The 24,805-nt window shown below is 67.6% G+C and carries 18 protein-coding genes; 10 read left to right on the top strand and 8 right to left on the bottom strand.

The window, feature by feature from the left end; translation table 11 throughout:
• The first annotated feature begins 233 nt into the window (after positions 1–233).
• Entirely contained in the window at positions 234–1,145 is a 912-nt protein-coding gene (locus tag HWX09_RS31925) for a LysR family transcriptional regulator (protein WP_027781480.1), read from the top strand.
• A gap of 63 nt (positions 1,146–1,208) precedes the next feature.
• On the opposite strand, the gene HWX09_RS31920 is transcribed toward HWX09_RS31925, so the two are convergent.
• Complete coding sequence (locus HWX09_RS31920) at positions 1,209–1,673, bottom strand: Lrp/AsnC family transcriptional regulator (protein ID WP_006488501.1); 465 nt, start codon at positions 1,671–1,673, stop codon at positions 1,209–1,211.
• A 133-nt stretch (positions 1,674–1,806) separates the two neighbouring features.
• On the opposite strand from HWX09_RS31920, the gene HWX09_RS31915 reads away from it, so the two are divergent.
• From HWX09_RS31915 to HWX09_RS31905, 3 genes are all read left to right on the top strand, one after another.
• Entirely contained in the window at positions 1,807–2,433 is a 627-nt protein-coding gene (locus tag HWX09_RS31915) for a LysE family translocator (RefSeq protein WP_027781479.1), read from the top strand.
• A 298-nt stretch (positions 2,434–2,731) separates the two neighbouring features.
• Entirely contained in the window at positions 2,732–4,321 is a 1,590-nt protein-coding gene (locus tag HWX09_RS31910; protein ID WP_027781478.1) for a S53 family peptidase, read from the top strand.
• A gap of 73 nt (positions 4,322–4,394) precedes the next feature.
• Positions 4,395–6,071, top strand: a complete 1,677-nt coding sequence (locus HWX09_RS31905; RefSeq protein ID WP_027781477.1) for a peptidase S1 — start codon at positions 4,395–4,397, stop codon at positions 6,069–6,071.
• Positions 6,072–6,146: 75 nt separating this feature from the next.
• Here HWX09_RS31905 and nadE read toward each other — a convergent pair whose 3' ends face one another.
• The 3 genes from nadE to HWX09_RS31890 all read right to left on the bottom strand — a co-directional run bounded on the left by nadE (position 6,147) and on the right by HWX09_RS31890 (position 8,481).
• Positions 6,147–6,995, bottom strand: a complete 849-nt coding sequence (nadE, locus tag HWX09_RS31900; protein ID WP_027781476.1) for an ammonia-dependent NAD(+) synthetase — start codon at positions 6,993–6,995, stop codon at positions 6,147–6,149.
• A gap of 231 nt (positions 6,996–7,226) precedes the next feature.
• Entirely contained in the window at positions 7,227–8,096 is an 870-nt protein-coding gene (locus HWX09_RS31895; protein WP_027781475.1) for a DMT family transporter, read from the bottom strand.
• 199 nt (positions 8,097–8,295) lie between these two features.
• Positions 8,296–8,481, bottom strand: a complete 186-nt coding sequence (locus HWX09_RS31890; RefSeq protein WP_006480515.1) for a hypothetical protein — start codon at positions 8,479–8,481, stop codon at positions 8,296–8,298.
• A 227-nt stretch (positions 8,482–8,708) separates the two neighbouring features.
• On the opposite strand from HWX09_RS31890, the gene HWX09_RS31880 reads away from it, so the two are divergent.
• Both HWX09_RS31880 and HWX09_RS31875 read left to right on the top strand, forming a co-directional pair.
• Positions 8,709–9,467, top strand: a complete 759-nt coding sequence (locus HWX09_RS31880) for a DeoR/GlpR family DNA-binding transcription regulator (protein WP_027781474.1) — start codon at positions 8,709–8,711, stop codon at positions 9,465–9,467.
• A gap of 105 nt (positions 9,468–9,572) precedes the next feature.
• A complete protein-coding gene (locus tag HWX09_RS31875; protein WP_027781473.1) occupies positions 9,573–11,354 on the top strand; it encodes a phospholipase D-like domain-containing protein in 1,782 nt (593 codons plus the stop codon).
• 66 nt (positions 11,355–11,420) lie between these two features.
• On the opposite strand, the gene HWX09_RS31870 is transcribed toward HWX09_RS31875, so the two are convergent.
• The 3 genes from HWX09_RS31870 to HWX09_RS31860 all read right to left on the bottom strand — a co-directional run bounded on the left by HWX09_RS31870 (position 11,421) and on the right by HWX09_RS31860 (position 15,185).
• A complete protein-coding gene (locus HWX09_RS31870) occupies positions 11,421–12,095 on the bottom strand; it encodes a TetR family transcriptional regulator (protein ID WP_027781472.1) in 675 nt (224 codons plus the stop codon).
• A gap of 105 nt (positions 12,096–12,200) precedes the next feature.
• A complete protein-coding gene (locus HWX09_RS31865; protein WP_027781471.1) occupies positions 12,201–13,469 on the bottom strand; it encodes an FAD-binding oxidoreductase in 1,269 nt (422 codons plus the stop codon).
• Positions 13,470–13,604: 135 nt separating this feature from the next.
• On the bottom strand, positions 13,605–15,185 hold the full coding sequence (locus tag HWX09_RS31860) for an amino acid permease (RefSeq protein ID WP_027781470.1): 1,581 nt from the start codon (positions 15,183–15,185) through the stop codon (positions 13,605–13,607).
• 634 nt (positions 15,186–15,819) lie between these two features.
• Here HWX09_RS31860 and HWX09_RS31855 point away from each other — a divergent pair.
• A complete protein-coding gene (locus tag HWX09_RS31855) occupies positions 15,820–17,331 on the top strand; it encodes an aldehyde dehydrogenase family protein (protein ID WP_027781469.1) in 1,512 nt (503 codons plus the stop codon).
• A gap of 139 nt (positions 17,332–17,470) precedes the next feature.
• Here HWX09_RS31855 and HWX09_RS31850 read toward each other — a convergent pair whose 3' ends face one another.
• The gene (locus HWX09_RS31850; protein WP_027781468.1) at positions 17,471–19,933 is read right to left on the bottom strand and encodes a DUF3772 domain-containing protein; all 2,463 of its coding nucleotides are present in this window, start codon (positions 19,931–19,933) and stop codon (positions 17,471–17,473) included.
• 436 nt (positions 19,934–20,369) lie between these two features.
• Between HWX09_RS31850 and HWX09_RS31845 the strand changes: the two genes are divergently transcribed.
• The 3 genes from HWX09_RS31845 (at position 20,370) to HWX09_RS31835 (ending at position 24,796) form a co-directional block, all read left to right on the top strand.
• The gene (locus HWX09_RS31845) at positions 20,370–21,788 is read left to right on the top strand and encodes an MFS transporter (RefSeq protein WP_027781467.1); all 1,419 of its coding nucleotides are present in this window, start codon (positions 20,370–20,372) and stop codon (positions 21,786–21,788) included.
• Positions 21,789–22,183: 395 nt separating this feature from the next.
• Positions 22,184–23,491 carry a hypothetical protein gene (locus HWX09_RS31840; RefSeq protein WP_027781466.1) on the top strand — a complete coding sequence of 436 codons (1,308 nt, stop codon included), beginning with the start codon at positions 22,184–22,186 and terminating at the stop codon, positions 23,489–23,491.
• Positions 23,492–23,683: 192 nt separating this feature from the next.
• On the top strand, positions 23,684–24,796 hold the full coding sequence (locus HWX09_RS31835; protein WP_027781465.1) for a porin: 1,113 nt from the start codon (positions 23,684–23,686) through the stop codon (positions 24,794–24,796).
• The last annotated feature ends 9 nt before the right edge of the window (positions 24,797–24,805 follow it).

The raw sequence follows: 24,805 nt of genomic DNA, 5'->3' as shown, positions 1-24,805 counted from the left end.
GCATGCATTTTCCACCTGGGCACTTTGATGCCGTCGGCCCGTGAGGATCCACCCCTTCTTTCTGCTCTCACGGCTCCGGGTGGGACGCGTTCATTTCAATTCTCTTCCAGTGTGGGGTTGCCGTATCATGCGACGCGGTCTGGCGCACAGTTTTACGCGCTCCGTCGGGAAAGAAGAATGCGAAGATATCGACGTAAACATCGATCGTCGTCGATGTATGGAAGGGGATGAACGTGCTGGGGAATCTGTCGACCCTCGATCTGCGGTTGATCCGCGTGTTTCTCGCGGTCACGGACGCGGGCGGCGTGTCGGCCGCGCAGGCCGTGCTGAACGTCGGCCAGTCGACGATCAGCGCGCAGCTGTCGTCGCTCGAGACGCGGCTCGGCTACCGGCTCTGCGAACGCGGCCGCAGCGGCTTCCGGCTCACGCCGAAGGGCGAGCGGTTCCACGCGATGAGCCGCAAGCTGCTGGCGGCGCTCGACGAATTCGGAATGGCCGCGCGGCACATGGATCGCCAGTTGGTCGGCACGCTGAACATCGGCCTGATCGGCCATACGCCGGTGAGCCAGAACGCGCGGATCGCCGAGGCGATCGCCGCGTTCCGGACCCGCGACGAGGCCGTGCGCTTCTCGATTTCGGTGCGCGCGCCCGGCGATCTCGAGGAGAAGCTGCTGAGCGACGAGATCCAGATCGCGGTCGGCTATTTCTGGCATCGCGTGCCGTCGTTGCACTACACGCCGCTGTTCATCGAGCGTCAGATCGCGTATTGCGGCCGCGGCCATCCGCTGTTCGACGGTGCGGGCACGCTGACGCCGGCCGACGTCGCCGGCTTCGAATGGGCGTGGCGCTCGTATCCGCTGCCCGAGGCGCAACTGTCGACGACGCCCGATCGCGTGACCGCGACCGCGGACAACATGGAGGCCGTCGCGCTGCTGATCCTGTCCGGCCACCATCTCGGTTATCTGCCGCAGCATTTCGCGGCGCCGTACGTCGCGCAGGGGCTGCTCGCGCCGCTCAATCCGGAGCAACTGCGCTACGACGTGACGTTCCACATGGTCGTCGCGCGCAACGGCCGCGGGAATCCGCTCGTGGAGGCGTTTCTCGAGGATCTCGAGCGCGCGCACCAGTCGTCCGACTTCGCATGACGGCGGGGCCGCCAACAACGTGAACGAGCGTTACACCCGGGCCGGTCGCCGCTCCGGCGTGCATCACGGCACCGGCAACCCCGCGTCGTGCTTCACCTCGCGCAGCGACAGCGCCGATTCGATCGACGTCACGCCCGGCAGCATCCGCAGCGAATCCCGCAGGAACGTGCCGTAGTCGTCGAGGTCGCGGGCGACCACCTGCAGCAGGTAGTCGGCCGTGCCCGCGACGTTGTGGCAGGCCAGGATCCGCTCGATGCCGAGCACTTCCCGTTCGAACCGGTCGGCGACCTTGCGGTCGTGCGTCGCGAACCGTACGAGCACGAACGCGACCACGCCGAAGCCGAGCGCCTGGCGCGACAGCTGCGCGCGGTAGCGTTCGATGTAGCCGTCGTTTTCGAGGCGTTTCAGGCGGCGGGCGCACGGCGTCTCGGACAGCCCGACGGATTCGGCGAGCCGGGCGATCGGCAGGCGGCCGTCGCGTTGCACCGCGGCGAGGATCGCGCGGTCGGTTTTGTCGAGATCGATCATATGGCGGAAACCTTGTTCTGATTTGTGAATTGTGGCGGATTCCCCTACGAATCGCCAATTCGTCGCCAAAGATGGCCAATAATCCCTCCTCCTTCAACGGCAACATATCGTCATTGGAGGACGGGGGCAGACCATGATTTCCACGCATTTGCTGTTGATTTATCTTGCCGCGCTGGCGGCCATTTATGCGGTGCCGGGGCCCGACATGGCGCTCGTGCTGCAGACCAGCATCGGCCGCGGCGTGCGGCCGGGAATGGCGGCGGCGGCCGGCCTGTCGCTCGCGCGCACCGCGCACGTGACGCTGTCGGCGTGCGGCGTCGCGGCGCTGATCCGCAGCGCACCGTGGCTGTACGAGGTGATCCGCTACGGCGGCGCGCTCTATCTCGCGTATGTCGCGATCCAGGTGTTCCGCTCGCCGGTGTTCGCGCTCGGCGACGGCGATGGCGGCGCGGCGGCGGGCGAACTGCGGCAGTCGTTCGTGAAGGGGCTGCTGACCAACCTGCTGAACCCGAAGGCGCTGCTGTTCTGCTCGGTGCTGCTGCCGCAGTTCGTGCGGCCCGAGGCCGGGCCGGTCGTCTGGCAGATGTTCGCGCTCGGCGCGCTGCTGGTGGCGGCCGGCGTGTGCTTCGACCTCGCGTGCGTGTTCGGCGCGTCGCGCATCGCGGCGTGGATGCGCGCGCATCCGCTGGCGCAGACGGTGCAGCGCTGGACCTTTTCCGCGGCGCTGATCGGTTTCGCACTGCGACTGTCGATGGACTGAGGGTGGCGGCCACTTGGCCGGTACTTGCCCGCCGCGCGGGTCGACCGACGTGGCGCCGGCCGTGCGAGAATCGACGCCGGCCGCGCGCGATGCTGGCCTGCACGCATGCGCGTTGCCGCAGAAGGGCGTGCGCGCAAATCGTCTGACTGTTCTAAACTTCCTCTAACTTCGCGCGATCGCAAACGCGCCGTCGCGAACGCGCCGTCGCGAATCGACTGACCGAACGGAACCGTCTCCCTTAGGCTATGTCCGATTTCCTGGCTGTTCCGTGCAACGCGGTACCAAGGAGGGTCTGAACATGGCAAGGCATCTTCAAGCCGACCGTGAACCCCGCATCGTCGCCGAGTCCAAGTGTCTCGGCCAGTGCGATCCGGCAGAACGTATCCACGTCACGATCATGTTGCGGCGGCAGGAAGAAGGGCAACTCGAGGCATTGGTTCACCAGCTCGCCACCGGCGACGCGCACGCGAAACCGCTGTCGCGCGACGCATTCGCGCAGCGTTTCTCCGCCAATCCCGACGATATCCGCAAGACCGAGGATTTCGCGCATCGTCATCAACTGACGGTCGATCGCGTCGACCCGGTCGAAAGCGTCGTCGTGCTGTCCGGCACGATCGGGCAGTTCGAAACCGCCTTCAGCGTGAAGCTCGAGCGTTTCGAGCATCGGGCGATCGGTCAGTATCGCGGCCGCTCGGGCCCGATCGCGCTACCCGACGAGCTCGGCGATGCGGTGACGGCGGTGCTCGGCCTCGACAGCCGCCCGCAGGCGCGGCCGCACTTCCGCTTCCGCCCGCCGTTCAAGCCCGCGCGCGGCGCGGCGGCCGTCACGTTCACGCCGATCCAGCTTGCGTCGTTGTACGACTTTCCGGCCGGCGACGGCGCCGGGCAATGCATCGCGATCGTCGAGCTCGGCGGCGGCTATCGCGCGGCCGACATCCAGCAGTATTTCCGCGGGCTCGGGATCACGACGCCGCCGACGCTCGTCGACGTGAACGTCGGCACCGGCCGCAATGCGCCGACCGGCGAGCCGAACGGCCCGGACGGCGAAGTCGCGCTCGACATCGAAATCGCCGGCGCGATCGCACCGGCCGCGAAGCTTGCGATGTACTTCGCGCCGAACAGCGACGCGGGCTTCATCCAGGCCGTCAACGCGGCCGTCACCGACAAGACCAACCGGCCTTCCGTGATCTCGATCAGTTGGGGCGGCCCGGAAGCGATCTGGCAGGCGCAGTCGGCACACGCGTTCGACCGCGTGCTGCAGGCGGCCGCCGCGCAGGGCATCACCGTCTGCGCGGCGTCGGGCGACAGCGGCTCGGGCGACGGGCTGCAGGATGGCGCCGATCACGTCGATTTCCCCGCGTCGAGCCCGTACGTGCTCGGCTGCGGCGGCACGCAGCTCGACGCGCTGCCCGGGCAGGGCATTCGCAGCGAAGTCACGTGGAACGACGAGGCGTCCGGCGGCGGCGCGGGCGGGGGCGGCGTCAGTACGCTGTTCGACCTGCCGGCATGGCAGCAGGGGCTGGCCGTGGCGCACGCCGACGGCAGCAGCACGCCGCTCGCGAAGCGCGGCGTGCCGGACGTGGCCGGCGACGCGTCGCCGCAGACGGGCTACGAGGTGTCGGTCGCCGGCACCCCGGCGGTGATGGGCGGCACGAGCGCGGTCGCCCCGCTGTGGGCCGCGCTGATCGCGCGGATCAATGCGTCGGCCGGCGCATCGGCCGGCTGGATCAATCCGGTGCTGTACAAGAATCCGGGCGCGCTGCGCGACATCACGAAAGGATCGAACGGCACGTATGCGGCCGCGTCGGGCTGGGACGCGTGCACGGGCCTCGGCAGCCCGAACGGCGCGCAACTCGCCGCGATCCTCGCGCGCAAGCCGTCGAGCTGACGCGCCGGCGCATGTCTTTTCGTTCGACGCGGGTGGTCTGCCCGCGTCTTTTTTCACCTCCAGGAGCAGCACGATGGGCATCGATTCCGCATCTTCCGGCGGCGTGTATCCGCTGCATCACGGCGACCACAATTCGCATGGCGTGCCGCCGACCATCAACCCCGTCGCGCTGAGCCACGGCCGCGACCAGCCGTTCTTCGATCCGGTCGCGTACGGCAACGGCCCGGACGACTCGGTGACCGACACGACCGAGGCGGCCGCGATCACGCACCACACGATCCTGATCGACGGCAAGCGCATCGCGTACACGGCGACGGTCGGCCATCTCGTGACGGTCGATCCGAGCAGTTCGCAGCCGGCCGCCAAGATCTTCTACGTTGCGTTCACGGCCGACGGCGCGAAGGAAGAAACGCGGCCCGTGACGTTCTTCTACAACGGCGGGCCGGGTTCGTCATCGGTGTTCGTGCTGCTCGGCTCGTTCGCGCCGAAGCGCATCAAGACGTCGATGCCGGGTTTCACGCCGCCCGCGCCGTACCAGATCGAAGACAACCCGGACAGCATGATCGACCACAGCGACCTGGTGTTCATCAACCCGGTCGGCACCGGCTATTCGGCGGCCGTCGCGCCGAACAAGAACCGCGACTTCTGGGGCGTCGACCAGGATGCGAATTCGCTGAAGCAGTTCATCAAGCGCTACCTGACGAAGAACAACCGCTGGAATTCGCCGAAATACCTGTTCGGCGAATCGTACGGCACCGCGCGCAGCTGCGTGCTCGCGTACAAGCTGCACGAGGATGGCGTCGACCTGAACGGCGTCACGCTGCAATCGTCGATCCTCGATTACCGGCAGGCCGGCAACCCGGTCGGCGCGCTGCCGACCGCCGCGGCCGACGCGTGGTATCACAAGAAACTCGGCATCAAGCCGCCGCCGAGCGATCTCGGCGCGTTCATCGAGGAAGTCGCGCAGTTCGCGCGCACCGACTACCTGGCCGCGCTGCGCGCGGCGCCGCACGCGAACCCAGCCACCGTGCAGAAGCTGTCGCAATACACGGGCATCGATACGGCGACGCTGCAATCGTGGGGGCTCGATATCGCGGGCTACGACGCGCGCGGCAACTCGGTGTTCCTGACGACGCTGCTGCACGCGCAAGGGCTCGCGCTCGGTTCGTACGACGGCCGCGTGACCGGGATCTCGTCGGGCATCGCCGGCAAGATCGATCCGAATTCGGGGGGCAACGATCCGACGATGACGGCCGTGACGGGCGTCTATACGGCGATGTGGAACAGCTACCTGAACGAGCAGTTGAAGTTCACGTCGAATTCCGCGTTCACGGACCTGAACGACCAGGCGTTCCAGAACTGGGACTTCAGCCACATCGACCCGACCGGCGCGCAGCAGGGCCTCGATGCGAAGGGGAACGTGATCCTCTACACGGCCGGCGACCTCGCCGCGGTGATGGCGCTGAACGTCGACCTGAAGGTGCTGTCGGCGAACGGCCTCTACGACTTTGTCACGCCGTTCTACCAGACCGTGATCGATCTGCAGCAGATGCCGCTGGAGGACCAGAAGGTGCGGCAGAACCTGTCCGCGCGGTTCTATCCGTCGGGGCACATGGTGTATCTCGACGGCGGCTCGCGCACCGCGCTCAAGCGCGATCTCGCGACGATGTACGACGCGACGGTCAGCGATACGGGCGCGCGGATGCGGATTCGTGCGCTGCAGGCGAAGAAGACGGGCGGGCACGCATAGCGTCGCCCGTCGCGTGGGGCCCGCGCGCAGCCATGACGGTGCGCGCGGCGAGCTGCCGGTAGCGGGGCGGTGGGCTTAGGCGGTCGGCCAGTCGAACATCGTGTACGGCAGTGCGCGCTTGTGACGCGAGCCGTCGTAGAAGCGCAGCACCGTTTCGTAGACGCGGTCGGCGACCGGTTTACCTTCGAGGAAATCGTCGATCTCGTCGTAGGTCACGCCATACGCGTGCTCGTCGGGGCGCAGCGGGCGCAGCTCCTCGAGGTCGGCCGTCGGCACCTTCATCACGATCAGCTCCTCGCCGCCGAGCGCGCGTGCCACCCCGCGCACGCGACGCTTGCTCAGGCCCGCGAGCGGCAGGATGTCCGCGCCGCCGTCGCCGAACTTCGTGAAGAAACCCATCAGCGATTCGGCCGCGTGATCGGTGCCGATCACGAGACCGCGCCGCGCGCCGGCCACCGCGTACTGCGCGATCATGCGCTCGCGCGCCTTGATGTTGCCGTGCACGAAATCCTGCTGCGCGGGAGTTTCGAACGCGTGGCCGGACGCGACCAGCGAACGCAGCATCGCATCGGCGGCAGGCTTCACGTCGACCGTGAGCACCTCGTCCGCGCGCACGAACGCCAACGCGCGCTGCGCATCGTCTTCGTCGTTCTGCACGCCGTTCGGCAAGCGCATCGCGATGAAGCGCGCATCGTAGCCGTCGGCGCGCAGGCGCTCGACCGACAGTTGCGCGAGCCGGCCGGCCGTCGATGAGTCGACGCCGCCGCTGATGCCGAGCACGTAGGTCCGCAGGCCGGTCGAACGAAGGTACCGCGCGAGGAAATCGACGCGGCGATCGATTTCGGCTTCGGCGTCGAAGTGCGGGGCGACGTTCAGTTCGGCAATGATCGCGCGTTGGCGGCTGGCGTAATCGGCGGATGTCATGAAGGAAGTTCCGGAACGAAATGCGAGGCGGACATCATAAGCGCAATCGTGGCGGGTTGCCGCGCCGGGCTTGCGATGCGGCCGTCTTGCGTTGCTTCGGCGAGACGCGCTGCGTCGCCGTGGTGCACGGTGCGCCGGGCGGGTGCGAGACGGGCGTCCGCGAGGCCCGCCTCGATGAGCTTGCCGGCACACGTCGGCGCGGCCGCACGATCGCGCGCATGTACGCCCGCGTCAGCGCCGCGCGAGCACGACGCCCACCAGCGCGAACGCGAAGCCGGCGAGCTGGATCGTCGCGAGCGTTTCGCCGAACAGCCCGTAACCCTGCAGCGCGGCCAGCGGCGGCGCGAGAAACAGCAGCGACGTCGCGCGCGCCGCATTGCCGCGCCGCAGCATCCACATCAGCATCGTGACCGCACCGCCGGACAGGAACACGATGCCCCACACGAGCGATACCCACAGCGCCGGCGCGCCGATCCAGCGGGTTTCATGGAGCAGCACGACGAAGACGGCCGCGACGATCGCCGCGCCGAAGTTCTGCACGGCGACTGCCGTGCGTAGATCGCTCTGCGCGAGCTTGCCTTTCTGATACAGCGAGCCGGCGGTGATCGACCCGACCGCCAGAACCGACACGGTGACGACGAGCCAAGCAGGCGCGGCGCCCGGCGGCGGTGCGCCACCGCCCGTGACTTTCGGCGCGAGCACGAGCGCGACGCCGGCCAGCCCGAGCGCCATCCCGAGCCAGCCGCGCGCGGGCAGGCGTTCGTTGAACAGCGGGACCGCGAGCACGGCGGTGGCAAGCGGCTGCAGCGCGCCGAGCAGCGCCATCACGCCCGCATTCAACCCTTGCGCGACGGCCCAGTAGCTCGCACCGAGATAGACGCCTTGCAGCAGCGCACCGGCGATCAGGTGGCGCGGCCATTCGCGGCGGGCCGGCCACGGCGCGCGCGCGACGAGCGCCACCACGCCGAACAGCGCGGCCGTGCCCGCGAAGCGCGCGAGCAGGAACAGGTTTGGATCGGCGTAAGGCTTGATCGCCCGTGCAACGATGAAGCCGGTGGACCAGAGTGCGACGAAAGCGGCGGCGACGATCGAGGTAAGCATGCGTGGCGGGCCGCGATGCGGCCGGACAGAACCGGGAAGTCGGCCAGTATCGGCCGAAGCGGCGCCGGCGTCTTGTCGAATCCTGCACTCATGCCACGTGGCGCGTGATCGTGCCGGCGGTCATCGCGCCGGTGTGCGGTGCGGCGGGGGCCAGCGCCCGCCTTGCGGCGCTGCGCGGATGAACGCGCGGCAACGACGATCAGTCGATCGAGAACGTGTCGAGCGGCTGATTGGCGCGCGCGTCGGTCGCGAAGCGCGCGGCGAGCTGTTCGTAGAGCCGGCGCGCTTCGTCGAGCGTCAGGTCGATCCAGTACGGATCGCCTGCCGCGTCGTTGAGACGTTCCGGCGGAAACTGGATTTCAATCACACTGCCTTTGCGATACATGGCGCGAGCCCCTTTGTCGGTCGGTCGTTCGGCGAAGCGCAAAGTGTAGCAACCGGCGCCGCGCGGATTCGCGCGCGCCGGACAATACAGAATTTCGCTTTCGGGAAACGCGGCCGACCGTTGCCCCGGCCGCCCTGCCGCATTACCCGGCGCAGTCAAATGGTCGTCAAACGTCCGTAATACAATGGCCGGCTTACCCATTACCAGTCGCCTCGGGCGCACACGCGATGCTGGCGGAACAACGTCATCAATACATCCTGTCGGAGCTCGGGCGCTCGGGCGCGCTGTCGGTCGCGGAACTCGTGCGTTCGCTCGACGTGTCGCGCGAAACCGTGCGGCGCGACCTGAACGCGCTGGCCGCGCGCGGCCTGCTCGTGATGACGCATGGCGGCGCGCTGGCCGCGGATCGCCGCGAGCCGAGCCTGTCCGAGCGCGAAGCCGCGAACGCCGACGCGAAGCGCACGATCGGACGGCGCGCGGCCGAATTCGTGCCCGACGATGCATCGGTGCTGATCGATTCGGGCAGCACACCGCATGCGGTCGCGCTGGCGCTCGCCGACCGGCACCGGCTGTCGATCTACACGAACGACTGGCGCACCGCGTTCGTGCTCGCGCGGCGCAACGGCAACCGCGTGACGCTGCTCGGCGGCGAGCTGTCCGACGACGAGGACGCCACGTTCGGTCTCGACACGATCCACCAGCTCGCGCAATACCACGTCGATTTCGCGTTCGTCGGCGCCGGCGGCATCACGCCCGACGGCGAGTGCACCGACTACTCCCGGCTCGCGGCCGAAGTGCGCAGCCGGATGATCGCGGCGGCGGGCACGGCGATCATCGTCGCCGACCATTCGAAATTCGGCCGCGTGACGCCGGTGCGGATCAACGGCGCGGCCGCCGCCCGCTATCTGGTGACCGAGCGCGCGCCCGACAAGGTCGTGCGCCGCGCGCTGACGGCGCGCGGGATCGAACTGCTCGTATGCGACTGACGCGCGTCCGACATACAAGGTTCATCGAACGGTCATCGCGCGGGAAGAACCGTCGTCAAGACTGACCCATTCATTTCGACCGGCCGCGAGGCCAGGGAGCAACGAATGACCGTCAGCGTGCGCAGCTATCTTTCCCCCACCCTGGTCCTGCTGGCTTTCGACTGGCCCGATGCGGCGTCGCGGTCCGATTTCCTCGGCTTCGCGATCCGGCGCACGCCGGGCTTCTGGTCGGCCGACGGCAAGACGCGTGCGCCGGACAGCTGGCTGCCCAATCGCCTGACGTTCGACGGCCCGGCCGCCGACACGCAGGGCGATGCGCCGACCGATCAGGCGCCGATTCAGAAATTCATGTGGTGGGACGCGCGCATCGATCCGCAGGACCGCGGTGCGTCGTTCCGCTACGACGTCTATCCGGTCGTCGGTACGCCGGCGAACCTGCAGGTGCTCGACGCGGAAGCCGGCGTGTGCGACGTCGTGCTGCCCGCGCACATCGAGGACGGCATCGGCACGTGGTTCAACCGCGCGGTGGTCAGCTCGCAGGCGTTCGCGAAGCAGGTCGCGGCGCTGGGCCTCGCACCGAATGCGGCGCCGAGCGCTGCGCAGGCGCTGAAATTGCGCACGTGGCTCGCGAACGACATGGAGCAGGTGTTCGCGGAGATGCTCGATCCTGCGTCGCGCGCGGTATCGGCCGTCTATCACCTGACCGACACGCTGTGGGCGCTGCCCGCGTTCGAGGCGTTCGGCCGCCAGCACGGCGAAGCGTCGCTCGCGATCGTCTACGACGCGCACACGACGGCGCGCAAGGGCAAGCCGCCGCTGCCGTCGCCGAACCAGCCGGCCGTCGACGCGTTGCAAGGGCTCGCGACGCTCGCGCCGCGCGACAAGACGCACATCATGCACGACAAGTTCATCGTGACCGATGCGCCGTCCGCCGCAGCGCCCGTGCGCGTGCTGACCGGTTCCGCGAACTTCACGACCGAGGGGCTGACCGAGCAGGCCAACGTGCTGCACGCGTTCGACTCGCCCGCGCTCGCCGCGCTGTACAACGATCGCGCGCACGCGCTGGCCGGAAATCCGTCGATTGCGGAGACCGCCCGGCTGTCGTCGGGCTGGTCGGCGCCGATGACGATCGGCAGCGCGCAGGTGCGCGTCGCGTACTCGCCAGAGCCGTCGGGGCAGCGTACCGAGATCGATACGATCGTCGCCGCGATCGGGGCCGCGAAGCATTCGGTGTCGTTCTGCCTGTTCATGCCGACCGACGCGGCGCTGCGCGATGCGTGTTTCGCGGCCGGCGATCGCGGGCTGATGATGTTCGGCCTCGTGAACCGGATCAACGCGAGCAGCGCGACGAAGGCCGATGCCGCGCAGCAGGGTGGCCAGTCGCTGGATGCGGCGACGCTCGCGAACCTCGAGCTGTACCACCGCAGCCGCGACAACCACGACGTGATCGACGCGTCGTATTTTTCGCCGGCTACCGTGCCGCAAGGCTTCGAGCCGGAGCTGCGGCTTTTCCCGGGCGAACCGGCGCCGGCCTTTCCGCCCGTCGTGATCCATCACAAGTTCATCGTGATCGATGCGGAAGGCGCGAATCCGGTCGTCTATACGGGCTCGGCGAACATGAGCCGCAATTCCGAGCAGTACAACGACGAGAACCTGCTCGAGATCCGCGACAAGCGGATCGCGGCGATCTATCTCGCGGAATTCCTGCGGCTTTACGAGCACTACCGTGCACGCGCATTGGCGATCAATGCGAAGCAGCGCGGCACGGGCGCGCATGCGCGGCTCGCGCTTGCGCCCGATTCGAGCTGGGCGAAGAAGTATTACGTGGCGGGCAGCCCCGAACAGAAGGCGCGGATCGCGCTGGCGTCGACCGCGCCGACGGACTGATGCGCTGACGTGCTGAAGTGCGAAGGGGCGCGGACGTGTCGCGCCCCGGCCGGCTGGGGGCCCCGCTTACGCGGCGACGTAGCGCAGCACCGCGTCGGCGATCGTGTCGCGATGCCGCGCGCGCAGGCGCGGCGCCGATGGATCGCGGCCGAACGCGGCACCGAACGTGTAGCGGTTCGACACGCGATGGAAGCAGAACGAGCTGATCAGCAGGTGCAGGTCGAACGCGTCGATGTCCTGGCGGAACGCGCCGCTGGCCGCGCCGCGCTCGAGCAGTTCCTCGAGCGTCTTGATGATGCTGACGTTGCGGTTCTTGAACGACTTGAGCTGTTCGAGATATTTCGCGCCGTGGATGTTCTCGATCGACACGAGACGGACGAAATCGCGATGCTTGTCGTGATAGTCGAACGTGAATTCGACGAGACGGCGCATGCCTTCGCGCGGCTCCATGTCGCCGACGTGCAGTTCCTGCTCGAGCGCGCGGATGTCGCCGTACACCTTCTCCAGCACGGCCTCGTACAGGCCTTCCTTGCTTTCGAAGTAGTAGTAGAGCATCCGCTTCGTCGTGTTCGTCCGCTCCGCGATCGCGTCGACGCGCGCACCGGCGAGACCCATCGCGGAGAATTCCTGCGTGGCGACATCGAGGATGTTGCGCTTGGTTTGCTCGGGATCGTATTTACGCCGCGCATCGGACGCAAGCGCGCGGGTGTCGGACGTGGCGGCCTTGCTTCCTGCTTTCATGTGACTTTGTTGTGGTTCGCGGCGGCTTGGAAAAGGCATTCTAGCATGTGGGAAATGCCCGCCCGGCCGACCTCCCGCTCTAATCGGCAAGGCCGCTGCAGGCGCTCAGCGGCGGCAGGATGCGAGCGCGTCGCGGGCCTGGTACGCCGTATACGTGAGCTGGGCGGCGGCGAGGCCGGCCAGGCCGAACGTGCGCGTGAGCCCGAACGCGGCGAAGCCGTCCGGCACCGGCCGGCCTTCGGCCAGCGCGGCGGCGAGCGCCTCGCCGGCCACCGTGGTCGGCGCCATCCCGTGGCCGCCGAAAGCGATCGCGTGCCACACGCCGTCCGCGTCGCGGCCGATCTGCGGCATCTTGTGCCGCGCGTAGCTCATCAGCCCGCCCCACGCGTAGTCGACCTTCACGCCTTCCAGTTGCGGATACACGCGCAGCAGGTCGCGCCGCAGCAGGCGCGCGATCGCATCGGGGCCGCGGTCGAGCACGGAGATCCGGCCGCCCCACAGGATCCGCGTGTCCTTCAGCGGACGGTAGTAGTCGAACGCGAAACGCGTGTCGTAGATCGCGTACGGTGCGTCGATCGCATCGGGCAGGCGCGTGCCGAGCGGTTCGGTCGCGATCACGTAGGTCGCGATCGGCAGCACCGCGCGCTCGATGCGCGGCGACACGCCGCGCGCGTAGCCGCCGCCGGCGAACACGACGTCCTGTGCGCGCACCGCGCCCTGCGCCGTGCGCACGACGTACCCTGCGCCGTCGCGCGCGATGCCCAGCGCGGCCGAACGCTCGTACACGCGCGCCCCGCCGCGCGATGCGGCCGCCGCGACACCGAGCACGTACTTGAGCGGGTCGAAGTGGAACGCGTTCGGCTCGAACAGGCCGCCGTAATAGCGCTGCGTCTTCAGCCGCTCGCGCAGCGCGCCGGTCGGGACGGGTTCCCAGTCGACGTCGAGTTCGTTTTTCATCAGCGTGCGCACACCGTCGAGCCGCGACGGATCGTCGAACCAGTTCGCGAGCATCACGCCCTCGTCGACGATGTCGCAGTCGATCCCGTAGCGCGCGATGCGCGCGCGGATCAGGTCGACCGCATCGACGGTGAGCCGGTACAGCCGGCGCCCTTCGTCGCGGCCGAGCGTGCGCAGCAGGTCGGCATTGTCGAGACTGTAGCCGCCGAACACGAAGCCGCCGTTGCGGCCCGACGCGCCGAAGCCGACCCGTTCGCTGTCGAGCACGACGACGTCGCGCACGCCGCGTTCGACGAGGCCGAGCGCCGTGCACAGGCCGGCAAGGCCGCCGCCGACGATGCAGACCTGCGTGTCGATCGTGCCGGTCAATTGCGGGTAGGGCTGGCGGGTAACGGTGGCTTCGTAGAAGTTCTGCATGCGTTTTCGGTGATTCGTGACGGCGGAAAAACGGACGGCGCGCGTCGATCTTGCCTGAACGCGTGCGCCGCGTCGAATGGGGTTTTCAGCGCGTCGGCCGCCGCGATCGGGCGGCCGCCGGCGCGTTACCGGGCTTCAGGCGCCCGGCGTCGGGTTGACCGGACGGGCGACGTAGGCCGGATAGCCGGCGTCGGCCTTTTCGGTGGCGTCGGGCGTGGCGTTACGGTCGATCCACGGCGCGATTTCCATGTCCTCGTAGCGCACCAGGCGGCATTTACGCACCAGCGCGTAGCCGAGCCAGATCGCGAGGAAGAACGGCAGGCCGATGTAGGTCGCGGCGACGCCCGTCCAGTCGATCTTGTCGGCGAGGAGCGCGTGGTAGTCCTGGCCGAGCGCGACGACCGCGCACAGCGCGAACGCGAACAGCGGCCCGAACGGGAACCACTTCGACCGGTACGGCAACTGGTCGAGCCGGTAGCCCTGTTTCAGGAAGCCGTTGCGGAACCGGTAGTGGCTGACCGCGATGCCGAGCCACGTGATGAAGCCGGCCATGCCCGACGTGTTCAGCAGCCACAGGTAGACGGTCTTGTCGCCGTACAGCGACGTGAGGAAGCACAGCGCGCCGACGGCGGTGGTCGCATATAGCGCGTTGCGCGGCACGCCGCCGGGCGACAGCTTCGCGAACAGCTTCGGCGCGCGGCCTTCGACCGCGAGGTTGTAGAGCATGCGCGTCGACGCATACATGCCCGAATTGCCGGCCGACAGCACGGCCGTCAGGATCACCGCGTTCATCACGCCGGCCGCGAAGGCGAGGCCCGCGTGGCGGAACACCAGCGTGAACGGGCTCACGCCGATATCGGTCACGTCGCTCTTCAGCAGGCTCGGATCGGTGTACGGCACCAGCACGCCGATCACGAAGATCGCGAACACGTAGAACAGCAGGATGCGCCAGAAGATCTGCTTCACCGCGCGCGGGATCGTCGTGCGCGGGTTTTCCGATTCGCCGGCCGCGACGCCGATCATCTCGGTGCCCTGGAACGAGAAGCCCGCAATCATCGCGACGCCGAGCATCGTCGCCCAGCCGCCGACGAACGGCGCGTCGCCGATCGTGAAGTTGCCCCAGCCGGCGCTCGGGCCGCCCTGCATGATCCCGAAGATCATCAGCAGGCCGACGCCGACGAACGCGAGCGCCGTCAGCACCTTGATCAGCGCGAACCAGTATTCGGCTTCGCCGAAGCCGCGCACCGACAGCGCGTTGAGCGCGAAGATCAGCGTGAGGAACAGCGCGCTCCACCAGACGCCCGGCACGTGCGGGAACCAGTAATTCATCACGAGCTGCGCGGCGACGAGCTCCACCGCCAGCGTCACGGCCCAGCTGTACCAGTAGTTCCAGCCGAGCGCGAAGCCGAAGCCTTCGTCGACGAACTTCGCGCCGTAGGTCGCGAACGAGCCCGACACCGGCATGAACGCCGCCATTTCGCCGAGGCTCGTCATCAGGAAATAGACCATCAGGCCGATCACCATGTACGCGAGCATCGCGCCGCCTGGGCCGGCCTGCGAGATCGATGCGCCGGATGCGACGAACAGGCCCGTGCCGATCGAGCCGCCGATCGCGATCATCCGTAGATGACGGGCCTGCAACGCGCGGTGGAGGGACGGCTTCGCGGGCGGCGAGCCGGACGGGCGGGACGAATCGGGGCGGGCGTCTGAATGCATGGCGGGCGCTGGGCGCTGTCTCCGGGATTGTTTTTCGGTGACGAAGCGCGACGCGTCGCCGGCCGTGGCCGGGTAGCGGTGATGCAGTGCGAAACGCGCCCGTTGAACCCGGGCCGTGGTGCGTGTCGCCTTCGTCGGTCGTCCGGCTGCCGTGGTGGCGGCCGGCGGCGCGCCGGGTGCGTTGCACCTCGACGTCGCACCGATTGTGTGTGCCCGGTGCACCGGCGGCAAACGATATTTCCGAACAGGGTGATGCGCGACGGTCATCAACTTGTGTCGCGTTGAGATGTGTCCGGGCGGCCGGTCACGGGCTTTGGAAACGTCCCATATCGGCTTCGAAACAGGCGGGGCTGGCCCGTGGACTTCTTGCGTTTTGAGAATGAAGTCGTGAGTTAATATCAATAGCGGCCTGACTTGTGGCCATCGACAATGTGTTTCATGGATCGTGCCTCGCGAGGCGGGGGCGCGCCGTCCGGCCGGGCTTTCCGGCGGCGGCGCAGCGCGATGCGCCGGATGGCGCACCGGGCCGGCCGCGCGGCGCATCTGCTTGCACAAGGCGCTCGAACGCGCTCCAATCGAATCACGCGGGCGGCGCTGCCGCCGCACCGATCAATCTGTCCCTGAAGAGGAAGTGATGCAATTCAACGACATTCTTGCCGCGCTCGACATCGATCTCGCCCAGTGGAAAGGCAATGCGCTGACCGCGCGTTCGCCGCTCGACGGCGCGACGCTCGCGACGCTGGCCGTCGACACGCCCGCCGACGCAGCGCGCAAGATCGACGCCGCACACGATGCATTCCTCAAGTGGCGCACGGTGCCGGCGCCGGTGCGCGGCGAACTCGTGCGCGTGTTCGGCAACGTGCTGCGCGAGCACAAGGCCGAGCTCGGCCGCCTCGTCACGCTCGAAGCCGGCAAGATCACGTCGGAAGGGCTTGGTGAAGTGCAGGAAATGATCGACATCTGCGACTTCGCGGTCGGCCTGTCGCGTCAGCTTTACGGCCTCACGATCGCGTCCGAGCGCCCGGGCCACCGGATGATGGAAACGTGGCACCCGATCGGCGTGTGCGGCGTGATTTCGGCGTTCAACTTCCCGGTCGCGGTGTGGGCATGGAATGCGGCGCTCGCGTTCGTGTGCGGCGATTCGGTCGTGTGGAAGCCGTCCGAGAAGACGCCGCTCACCGCGATCGCATGCCACGTGCTGCTCCAGAAGGCGCTCCGCGAGTTCGAGAAGACGCATCCGGGCGTCGCGCCGGCGGAGCTGAGCCAGCTGGTGCTCGGCATGCGCGATGTCGGCGAGGTGCTGACGGCGTCGAAGAAGGTGCCGGTCGTCAGCGCGACGGGCAGCGTGCGGATGGGCCAGGAAGTCGCGAAGGTGCTGAGCCAGCGCCTTGCACGCGGCATCCTCGAACTCGGCGGCAACAACGGGATGATCGTCGCGCCGAGCGCGGATCTCGACCTCGTGGTGCGCGCGGTCACGTTCGCGGCGGTCGGCACGGCCGGCCAGCGCTGCACGACGCTGCGCCGCCTGATCGTGCATCGCAGCCTCGTCGAGCAACTGCTGCCGCGCATCGAGAAGGCCTACATGTCGGTGAAGGTCGGCAATCCGCTCGAAGAAGGCACGCTGGTCGGCCCGCTGGTCGATCGTGCGTCGTTCGACGCGATGCAGAAGGCGCTGGCCGATGCGCGCGAGCAGGGCGGCGAAGTGAAGGGCGGCGAGCGCGTCGACGTCGGTCACGCGGATGCGTACTACGTGCGTCCGGCCATCGTGCGGATGCCGAAGCAATCGGCGGTGGTCGAGCGCGAGACGTTCGCGCCGATTCTCTACGTGATGGTCTACGACGATTTCGAAGACGCGATCGACGTGCACAACGCGGTGCCGCAAGGCCTGTCGTCGGCGATCTTCACGAACGACATGCGTGAAGCCGAGCAGTTCATGTCAGCAGCCGGCAGCGATTGCGGGATCGTCAACGTGAACATCGGCACGAGCGGCGCGGAAATCGGCGGCGCGTTCGGCGGCGAGAAGGAAACGGGCGGTGGGCGCGAGTCGGGTTCGGATGCGTGGAAGGCTTATATGCGTCGCGCGACGAATACGATCAACTACAGCCGGCAATTGCCGCTGGCGCAGGGGGTGAAGTTCGACGTGTGATGCAGGGGCGCCCGGCAGGGCGCGCCGACCGTCGAATGAAACGGGCCGGTTGCCGCGGAAGCGGTAACCGGCCCTTGTCGTTTACCGCCATGCGCGCGGCGCGCCGATCGATCGCGGGCGTACCCGTTCAATGGCTCACTTACGATTCGTGCGGCGTCGGGCCATCGTTCGCCGGCATATTCTGCACCACCAGCATCTGCGGACTCGACAGCGTGATCCCCGCCGCGCGCAATTGCTTGAGGATCTCGAACAGCAAGTCGCTCTTCGTCGAACTCGCGATCCGCGGGCTCGACACGTAGCCCGTCACGCTCAGCGTGATCCCTTCCGGCGTGAGCTGGCTGAACGTCACCGACGGCGCAGGTTTCTCGAGAATCGCCTGGTGCTCGCGATACGCATCGAGCAGCAGGTCGCGCACCTGCTCGGGATCGGTGTTCAGCGGGAACGTCAGCACCAGCGTCGCGACGCCCTGCGTGCTGTTGCCCATCGTCACGTTGCGCACGTTCTGCGAGATCAGCTGCGAGTTCGGCACGATCACGGTCGAGCGGTCGCTGAGCTGGATTTCGGTCGCGCGCACGTTGATGCGGCGGATGTCGCCTTCGACGCCCGCGATGCTGACCATGTCGCCCACCTTCACCGGGCGCTCGGTCAGCAGGATCAGCCCCGACACGAAGTTCTTCACGATCTCCTGCAGGCCGAAGCCGATACCGACCGACAACGCGCTGACGATCCACGCGAGATTGTTCCACCGGACGCCGAGCAGCCCGAGCGTCATCAGCACGAGCAGCACGTAGCCGACGTTGGTGAACAGCGTGATCAGCGACACGCGCATGCCCGTATCCATGCCGAGCGCGGGCATGAACTCGCCGTCGAGCCAGCGGCGCAGCGAGCGCAGCAGGTAGAAGCCGATCGCGAAGCCGATCACGGCGTTCATGATCCGGTCGGGCATGATGTTCAGGCTCTGCAGCCGCTGGCTGCCGATCATCGCGACCGCGCTGTCGAGCAGGTCGCTCGGCGTCGTGCCGAAGCCGCCGGTCAGCAGCGCGATCGCCGCGATCAGCATCAGCAGGCTCGTGCCGAAGCCGGACAGGACCGTGCGCGCCTGGTCGAGGTGGCGGTCCTCGAGCGCGAACAGGTGCTTGATCTGCTGGCCCGACGACAGGCTCGACGAGAACAGGCTTTCGCTCGCGTCGCGCGTCAACTGGATCAGGATGTAGGTCGCGCACAGCACGATCTCGAACCACACGAGCTCGTACGTGATGTAGCGCGCGACCGTGATGTAACCGATCAGGAGTGCGATCAATGAAACGACGATCGCGAGCGTGACGCCGGCATGGATCAGACCGGCGAGCGTCGAGCGTTGCTCGGGTGCCTCGCCTGCCGCCGCGAGTGCGCTGCGCGCACGGTTCGCGCGCAACAGCGATGCGCCGACCGTCAGCGCGACGACGAGCGAGACGATGCCGCGACCGAGCAGCGTGACCGACAGGCTGGTATCGACGATCCGGTTGATCGATTCGAGCGTGCCCGACACCAGCAGCAGCGCGGCCAGAATGCCGGGGAACGGCTTCATCGCGAGTGCGACCGGGTCGGCGAGCGCCGGCAGTCGCCACGACGGATGCTTCGTGCAGAGCAGTGCGCGGCCGAGCCCGGCGATCAACGCGCAGGTTGCGGCGAGCTTCGCGAACTGGTCCCACAGATCGGTCAGCGACGGCGTGAGCTCGTAGTGGCGCGCGACAGCGAGGTAGAAAATCTGAATCGCAATGGCCGTCGCCAGGAAGGTCGACAGCGCGGTCGACAGCGCCAGCGCACTGCGGCGCAAGCGGGTGGGCGGCAGGCGATTCAGCGCGATCCACGCGAGCCCGCGCTCGATGAGCCGGCGCCCGCCGAGCCATGCCGCGAATGCGGCGATCAGCAGCAGCGTGGTGATCGCCCGTTGCCCGGGTACCCACGACGAATGCAGCATGTCGAACAGTTCGCCGTTGAAATCGTCGAGCCGCTGGCGATCGTCCGGCGACAGGTGGAACAACGGCAGCCAGAATTGCGCGCTGAAGATGCTGCCCGAACGGAACGCGAGCTGGTTCTTCAGGAGGCTGCGGTGCAGCTTCGCGAACTGCTCGGTCAGGTTCGTGAGACTCGTCTTCTGGTCGGCGGCCTGCTTCAGCGCGGCGTCGATCTGCGTCTTGCGCGCGTCCAGCGCGGCCCGCTGCTTCGCGACGGCTGCCGTTTCCGGCGCGGCGCCCTCGGCCGGCGGCGGGCCGAGCACGTCGAGCTGCGCCTGGACCTGCGCGCGTTGCGGTGTGAGCTCGCTCTGCAGTTTGGCGACGTCCGCGCTCAGTTCCTGCGCCGAATCATCGAGCGCGTCCAGCTCCTTGCTGTTGGACGTGGTCGAGGTCTGCTGCTTGATGCGGTCCAGTTCGGCCTGCATCTGTTTGAGCTGGGCGACGGCGTCGGGCAGCGAGATGGCCGGCACGGTTGTGCCGACGCCGCTTGCGACGGGAGCGGAAGCAGCCGTCGGGAACGCCGATGCGGTCGCGATCGCCGCGAACTGCAGCAGCGCGATCAGCGCGATCCGGCGGGCGTACGTGAATAGTCGTTGTATGGACATGGAATGCTTACGATTTGCCGACGATGCTGGTTGCCGAAAGGCAGCCGGAAGCCGGTAGTTGGCCCGCTAGCATGTTACCGGGGCGCGGAACGCGTGGTTGTACCGATTGCGTGCCTCGTTCGCGGCGATTCCGGCAGCGCGTGGCGGCGCGAAACGCCGCGTGAGGCCCGTACCGTCGGGCCGGCATCGGCCGGGCGCGACGCGGGCGGCGCCGGATCGTCGGTCCGACGCGTTTTCCCGTAGCCGACAGAAGGTTACGCAATTTACACATTATCCGGCGCGAAAACGGGTGCCCGAATCGGTTCGGCGCCGGCGGCGCGCACGTGCGCAGGACGGACGTGCCGGTACAATGAAGCGATTCGCCCGACGGCGGTTCGGCGGTCCGGCGGACAACAACACACAACACGACACGACACGATCAGGAGACGCGCACAAGATGGCCTCAACGGACAGCCTTTCCCAGGCATCTGCCCAATCCCCATCCGTCGACCCCGGCTCCATCTCGGCCCGCCTCGACCGCCTGCCGCCGACGCGCAGCGTCTGGAAGCTCGTCGTACTGCTGAGCCTCGGCTTCTTCTTCGAACTCTACGATCTGCTCTACAGCGGCTACGTCGCGCCGGGCCTCGTGAAAAGCGGCATCCTTTCCGCGACGACCCACGGCTTGTTCGGCACGACGGGCGTCGCGAGCTTCATCGCCGCGCTGTTCTCCGGGCTATTCATCGGCACGATCGCATGCGGCTTCCTCGCCGACCGCTTCGGCCGCCGCGCGATCTTCACGTGGTCGCTGCTGTGGTACACGGCCGCCAACGTCGTGATGGCGTTCCAGGACACCGCGGCCGGGCTGAACTTCTGGCGCTTCGTCGTCGGTCTCGGCCTCGGCGTCGAGATGGTGACGATCGGCACGTACATCTCCGAACTCGTGCCGAAGCAGATTCGCGGCCGCGCGTTCGCGTGCGAGCAGGCGGTGGGGTTCGTCGCGGTGCCGGTGGTCGCGTTCCTCGCTTATCTGCTCGTGCCGCACGCGCCGCTCGGCCTCGACGGCTGGCGCTGGGTCGTGCTGATCGGCGCGCATGGCGCGCTGTTCGTGTGGTGGATTCGCCGCGAACTGCCGGAAAGCCCGCGCTGGCTCGCGCAGCAGGGCCGGGTCGACGAAGCCGACCGCATCATGCGCGCGCTCGAGGCGAAGGTCGAAGCCGAATACGGCCGGCCGCTGCCGCCGCCGGCACCGGCCGAACCCGTCCCGCCGCGCGGCAGCTTCCGTGACATGTGGGTGCCGCCGTATCGCAGCCGCACGATCATGATGACGATCTTCAACGTGTTCCAGACGGTCGGTTTCTACGGTTTCGCGAACTGGGTGCCGACGCTGCTGATCAAGCAGGGCATCACGATCACGTCGAGCCTGATGTATTCGAGCGTGATCGCGCTCGCGGCGCCGATCGGCCCGCTGGTCGGCCTCGTGATCGCCGACCGCTTCGAGCGCAAGTCGGTGATTGTCGCGATGGCAGCGGCGATCGTCGTCTGCGGGCTGCTGTTCAGTCAGACGACGGTGGGCGCGTTCCTGATCGTGCTCGGCATCGGCCTCACGCTCGCGAGCAACATCATGTCGTACAGCTTCCACGCGTACCAGGCCGAGTTGTTCCCGACGTCGATCCGCGCGCGGGCCGTCGGCTTCGTCTATTCGTGGAGCCGCTTCTCGGCGATCTTCTCGTCGTTCGTGATCGCGGCCGTGCTCAAGGGCTTCGGCACCTTCGGCGTGTTCGCGTTCATCGCGGGCGCGATGGCGATCGTGATGACCGCGATCGGGCTCATGGGGCCGCGCACGAAGGGCATCGCGCTCGAAACCATCTCGAAGTAGCGGGCAGGTGCGCACGCGTGTCGCACGGTCCGGTGCGGCATGCGTGCGATGCGGTGGAGATCCGGTTTCCGGTCGACGAGCGCTCTAAAAAAGCTTCGTTATGCAAATCAACTGGGAGGCGTACGCGAACCGGATGAAACGCGCAACCCTTCGGACGCGTACCTGAAACATTCAACACGCAAGCCTGCCACGCAACGAAGACACAAGCGGAAACGAGTTGAAACAAAGCGTGACGAAGCGCAATTTCGCCGTGGAATCGCGGTTTTCATCGCTGCCGATTCGCGGATGGACGAGTAAAATGGAGGGCCTGACGACTCATTAGCCGCCATCGGAGCGCCCGCGTTGCATCAGCGAACGACTCCACCGCGAAGAGGCGTCGGCGTCGGGCGCACGCGATGCGCCGGACGTGTCGATGGCTTGCGCGGAAGATGCGCCGCTCGCACCAGCACCCTGCGGCGGCCGGATCGACCGATGGCTTCGAACGTATGATTCTTGCCCACCTGGCGCGGCGTTTTGCGAAGCCGCGTTGCCGTAACCGCGCAGTCGCCGCATACGTGTGGCTCGCTGCCGCGGTGTCGATTTCCGTTCTCGCCGAACGGCCTGCCTTTGCCGCGTCCGACGCGCCAGCGTCTGTCGCGCAATCGTCATCGGTTGCGTCGCCTGCCTCGGCGGCCTCTCCTGCGCATCCTGCTTCGTCTGCGCATGCGACGTCAGGCGCATCGGCCGCAGCGCCGACATCGGCCGCGTCACGAACGAATCACGCGAATCACGCGGAACCCGCGAGCGCGGCATCGGGCGCGTCGGCCGCTTCCGCCGCGTCGGCCACCGCGCCGGCATCGGCCGCATCCGGCACGCCCGCCAGCGAGGCCGAGGCGCCTCCGCCCACTCCGCCGCGCCGGCATCCGCCGCTGTCGGCCGAGGAGGCGCAGAACGCGACGACGCGCGCGCTCGACATGCGCAAGCGTTTCACGCAGGAAGTCACGCGACGCCTGAACGTGCCGGCGAGCGAGCAGCGCGCGTATGGCGAGCGGCTCCAGAAAGCGCTCGCCGATGCGGATCTCGGCGATCTCGCCGGCGAATACGTTGCGATGGTCGACCGCGCACCGAACGTGCAGGCGCTGTTCATCTACTTCCGCGCGACGCCGGCCAATGCATGGCTGATGATCGGCGCATCGCCGGTCGGCACCGGGCTGCCGGGCCAGTACGACCATTTCCTGACGCCGCTCGGCGTGTTCCATCACTCGCCCGACACGATGGACTTCCGCGCGGAAGGGACGACGAACGAGAACGGCATTCGCGGCTATGGCCGCCGCGACATGCGCATCTACGACTTCGGCTGGGTGGACGGCGAGCGCGGCTGGGGCAAGGGCGGCGTATCGCCGATGCGCTTCCAGATGCATGCGACCGACCCCGATCGCCTCGAACCGCTGCTCGGCATCCGGCACTCGAAAGGGTGCGTGCGGATACCGGCGTCGCTGAACACGTTCTTCGACCGGCACGGCCTGCTCGACGACGATTACCAGGCGCGTGTCGAGGACGGCAAGTCGCTGTGGGTGCTGCGTCGCGATCGCGACATCACGCCGATCGCGGGCCGCTATCTGGTCGTGATCGACAGTGCCCGCAAGACCCGCCCGGCCTGGTCGCCGATGCCGGGGCGCGGTGCGTGGGCGAAGCTGCCGAAGAGCGGCGATACGGCGGACTGACGGCCGAGGCGGCGAACGCGGCAGCGGCGGGGCGCGTCGCCCGCCGCTTCGCTGCTCATGAAAACGAGAATAAATCCGTTTTATCGACGCATAAGAAAAGCAAACTTTTATTATCCGATCCGGGTTCGTATAGTCGAGTCCAGTTTCGCGGAACCCCGCCGCGCCTGGACCACCACCGACCACACGACCCGCATGAAAACTCTCTACAAGCTCGCTCCGCTCGCGATGCTCGGCGCCTTCGCGACCCATGCCGGCGCGCAAAGCAGCATCACGCTGTACGGTCTCATCTCGGCCGGCGTCGGGTTCGCGACCAACCAGGGCGGCAAGAACGCCTGGCAGGCGCTGTCCGGCACGAACCAGAATCCGCGCTGGGGGTTGAAGGGCAAGGAGGATCTCGGGCAGGGGCTGTCCGCGATCTTCCAGCTCGAGAACGGCTTCAACGTGATGACGGGCACGGCCGCGCAGAACGGCCGCGAGTTCGGGCGCATGGCCTACGTCGGCCTCGCCGACCGCACCTACGGCTCGCTGACGTTCGGCCGCCAGTACGACGCAATCCACGACTACATCGGGCCCGTGATCATCGCGAGCAACGGCGTGAACATCGGCGACAACGACAACGGCTACAACGACATCCGCGTGCAGAACTCGGTGAAGTACGTGAGCCCCGTCTACTACGGCCTGAAGTTTACCGCGCTGTACGGCTTCAGCAACGCGACGGGGTTCGCGAACAACAGCGCATACAGCTTCGGGCTCGGTTACGAGCGGGGCCCGCTGCGCTGGAGCGCGGTCTACGCGCAGTACAACCATCCGTACAGCGGCACGAACCAGGACGGCGCGATCGCGAACGACTATGCGTCGCCGCTGCTGATCTTCAGCAAGAGCGCGATGTCGCCGGCGGCGTACGCAAGTCGGCAGCGGATCGCGGGCACCGGCGGGTTCTACACGATCGGCCGCGCGCAGTTCGCGGCGATGTTTACCGACGTGCGCTACGATTACCTCGACAATTCGCATCTGCACCTGCAGAACATCGGCGTGAACGTCGTCTATACGATGACGCCGCAGCTCTTTCTCGGCGCGGCATATGCGTTCACGAACGGCAAGTACGACGTGATCGGCAAGCGTCCGAAATGGCACCAGGTGAACCTGCAGGCCGATTACTTCCTGTCGAAACGCACCGACGTCGCGCTGACGGTGATTGCGCAGCAGGCGGCCGGCGACGCGGACCATGCGCAGATCTTCGCGTACGCGCGTTCGACCGGCACGCGCCAGATGATGGCGACGCTCGGCGTCCGGCACGTTTTCTGAGTCCCCGAC

This window comes from Burkholderia sp. BCC1208 (assembly GCF_902833095.1).
Taxonomy (GTDB): domain Bacteria; phylum Pseudomonadota; class Gammaproteobacteria; order Burkholderiales; family Burkholderiaceae; genus Burkholderia.
The sequence above is the reverse complement of the archived record's forward strand: the minus strand, read 5'-3'. Positions and strand labels throughout refer to the sequence as shown.